Annotated in this window: 3 protein-coding genes; 2 read left to right on the top strand and 1 reads right to left on the bottom strand. The window is 69.6% G+C overall.

All coding sequences use genetic code 11. The annotated features are described in order from the left end of the window. The first annotated feature begins 333 nt into the window (after positions 1–333). Complete coding sequence (locus CCN42_RS36720) at positions 334–1,416, top strand: glycoside hydrolase family 43 protein (RefSeq protein WP_086741646.1); 1,083 nt, start codon at positions 334–336, stop codon at positions 1,414–1,416. A 1-nt stretch (position 1,417) separates the two neighbouring features. Next, positions 1,418–2,830, top strand: coding sequence for an RICIN domain-containing protein (locus CCN42_RS36715; RefSeq protein WP_086741645.1), 1,413 nt, complete (start codon positions 1,418–1,420; stop codon positions 2,828–2,830). A gap of 12 nt (positions 2,831–2,842) precedes the next feature. Here the strand turns inward: CCN42_RS36715 and CCN42_RS36710 are convergent. Continuing rightward, on the bottom strand, positions 2,843–3,162 hold a 320-nt coding region (locus tag CCN42_RS36710), incomplete at its 5' end, for a polysaccharide lyase family protein (RefSeq protein ID WP_245877634.1).

The raw sequence follows: 3,162 nt of genomic DNA, 5'->3' as shown, positions 1-3,162 counted from the left end.
GGGTGGGGGTGCGGGGGTGTCGCTGGTCATGTCACGACGCTAGCCGATGGGCATGACCGGAGCGCTGAGTGCCCGCTTCTTGAGCAGGGTGTCCGTCATGTGGGACGCGCCAGGAGGGTGTCTCCTGTCCGCCGCACATTCGCCTCGCCGGACCCGTTGACCTCCACCGAGCGCACCTCTACCTTTTCGGCGTTCGGAATGACAGATGGCGTTCGAAATTACGAACATGCGCACTCCATGACCCCAAATCCTCCCCCCGCCCCCTCAGAGCTTCGAGCCATCGAGCCGCATGCCGAACCGAGACGCCCCATCGCGACGAGAGAGGCAGTCCGCATGAGCCGCGCCGACCGCGCCGACGATCCGTCCCCAGCCCCCCACCGCCGCCTGGTACTGAAGGGCGCCGCCCTCGCGGCGGGCGCCCTCGCCACCTCCACCCCCTCGGCCCTGGCCGCTTCCCCGAAGGCAGCCCCGTACGTGAACCCCCTGGTCCTCAACCGTGCCGACCCGCACATCAACCGGCACACCGACGGCTTCTACTACTTCACCGCCACCGCCCCCGAGTACGACCGCATCATCCTGCGCCGCTCGCGCACCCTGAACGGGCTGGCGACCGCCGCCGAGTCCGTCATCTGGCGGGCCCACCCCGCCGGCGACATGGGCGCCCACATCTGGGCCCCGGAGCTGCACCGCGTCGACGGCAAGTGGTACATCTACTTCGCCGCCGCCCCTGCCGAGGACGTCTGGCGGATCCGTATCTGGGTCCTGGAGAACGCCCATCCCAACCCGTTCCGCGGCACCTGGGTCGAGAAGGGCCAGATCAGAACCGCCTGGGAGACCTTCTCCCTGGACGCCACGACCTTCACCCACCGCGGCACCCGCTACCTCGCCTGGGCCCAGCACGAGCCCGGCATGGACAACAACACCGCCGTGTGGCTGTCGAGGATGGCGAACCCGTGGACCCTGACCGGCCCCCAGGTCCGGCTGACCACCCCCGAGTTCGACTGGGAGTGCGTCGGCTACAAGGTCAACGAGGGCCCGTACGTCCTGCAGCGCAACGGCCGGGTGTTCATGACGTACTCCGCCAGCGCCACCGACCACCACTACTGCGTCGGCCTGCTGACCGCCGACGCCGGCAGCGACCTGATGAACCCGGCGAGCTGGGCGAAGTCCCCGACGCCCGTCTTCGCCGGCAACGACGACACCCGGCAGTACGGGCCCGGCCACAACTGCTTCACCGTCGCCGAGGACGGCCGCACCGACGTCCTCGTCTACCACGCGCGCCAGTACAAGGAGATCGTCGGCGACCCGCTGAACGACCCCAACCGGCACACCCGCGTCCAGACGCTCGGCTGGAAGCCGGACGGCACCCCGGACTTCGGCGTCCCGGTCGCCGACGCGGTGCGGGCGGAGGGCTGAGATGAGACGCGCCTACGCGATCCTCCTCGCCCTCTGTCTGGGTCCGGCCGCCGCTCTCGCCGCCGCAGGGCCCGCGCAGGCGGCACCCCAGACGATCGGCAACGGCACACAGTTCGAGGACACGTCGGGCAGCCCCGTGCACGCCCACGGCGGCGGCATCATCAAGGTCGGCTCCTACTACTACTGGTTCGGTGAACACCGCAACGCCGACAACACCTTCCGCTACGTCGACGCCTACCGCTCCACGGATCTGAAGAACTGGCAGTTCCGGAACCACGTCCTGACCCAGGCCGGCCACCCGGAGCTGGCCGCCGCCAACATCGAGCGGCCGAAGGTGATGTACAACGCCGCCACCGGCAAGTTCGTGATGTGGATGCACAAGGAGAACGGCTCCGACTACAGCGAGGCCCGCGCCGCCGTAGCCGTCTCCGACACCGTCGACGGCACCTACACCTGGCGGGGCAGCTTCCGCCCGCTCGGACAGCACATGTCCCGGGACATCACGGTCTTCACCGACACCGACGGCACCGGCTACATGGTCTCCGCCGCCCGCGAGAACTACGACCTGCACATCTACCGGCTCACCGCCGACTACACCGGCGTCGCGAGCCTGGTCGCCAACCCGTGGCCGGGCGGCCATCGCGAGGCCCCCGCGCTGTTCAAGCGGAACGGCGTCTACTTCATGCTGACGTCCGGCGCGACCGGCTGGAACCCCAACCAGCAGCGGTACGCGACGGCGACGAGCCTCGCCGGCCCCTGGTCGGCGATGGCCGACGTGGGGGATGCCGTGGGCTACGGATCGCAGACCGCATACGTCCTGCCGGTGCAGGGATCCACGACCACCTCCTACCTCTATCTCGGCGACCGCTGGGGCAACTCCTTCGGCGGCACGGTCAACGACTCCCGCTACGTCTGGCTGCCGCTGACGTTCCCGACCTCCACCTCGATGTCCCTGTCCTGGGCCCCGGAGGTCACCGTCGACACCGCCGCCGGGACGGTCACCGGCGCCGCCGCCACGTACCACACGCTGACCGCCCGGCACTCCGGCCGGTGCGCGGACGTGACCAGCCAGTCCCAGTGGACGGGCGCGCAGATCAAGCAGTACGACTGCAACGGCGGCGGCAACCAGAAGTACTGGTTCAAGCCCGTCGGCGCCGGCTACCACCAGCTGGTCACGCGCCACAGCTCCCTGTGCGTGCAGGAGAACGCGAGCACGGTCACCCAGGAGAACTGCGACTCCGCCGCGACCGGCCAGCAGTGGTCGCTGACCGCCACCGGCTCCTACGTGACCATCAGGTCCCGCGCGACCGGCGAGTGCCTGGACGTGAACGGCGCGTCCACCGCCTCCTCCGCCGCGATCATCACGTACACCTGCAACGGCGGGACCAACCAGCAGTGGACTCGCGGCGGTTGACCGTACCCGGGCTCAGGCGAGCAGGTCGATCGCGTCGATCGCCGTACCGGCGCTGAGATAGGAGGTGGTCCCCGAACCGCTCACCACGTCGATCCGCAGCGTGTTGTACCGGCTGGTGTCCGTCAGCCAGGCACTCGCCGGGATGCTGTAGGTGAACGTGTGGTTGTTCCCCCGGTACGAGCCGTTGGTCAGCGACCGGGTGTTCGGCTGGGTGGGCGGTGCGGGGATCGCCGATGTCCAGGTGTCGTTGACCACGATCTGCGGCCTGCCGTTGGCGTAGGCCGTCGTCACCCCGATGCGCAGGGTGTGCGCGGCGGCGGCCTGGGCGGCGG

Source organism: Streptomyces glaucescens (genome assembly GCF_002154375.1).
Taxonomy (GTDB): domain Bacteria; phylum Actinomycetota; class Actinomycetes; order Streptomycetales; family Streptomycetaceae; genus Streptomyces; species Streptomyces glaucescens.
The sequence above is the reverse complement of the archived record's forward strand: the minus strand, read 5'-3'. Positions and strand labels throughout refer to the sequence as shown.

What these genes read in the sequence shown, in the direction of transcription:
- CCN42_RS36715 (WP_086741645.1), top strand. Translation starts at nt 1,418, where the DNA reads ATGAGACGCGCCTACGCGATCCTCCTCGCCCTCTGTCTGGGTCCGGCC.
- CCN42_RS36720 (WP_086741646.1), top strand. Translation starts at nt 334, where the DNA reads ATGAGCCGCGCCGACCGCGCCGACGATCCGTCCCCAGCCCCCCACCGC.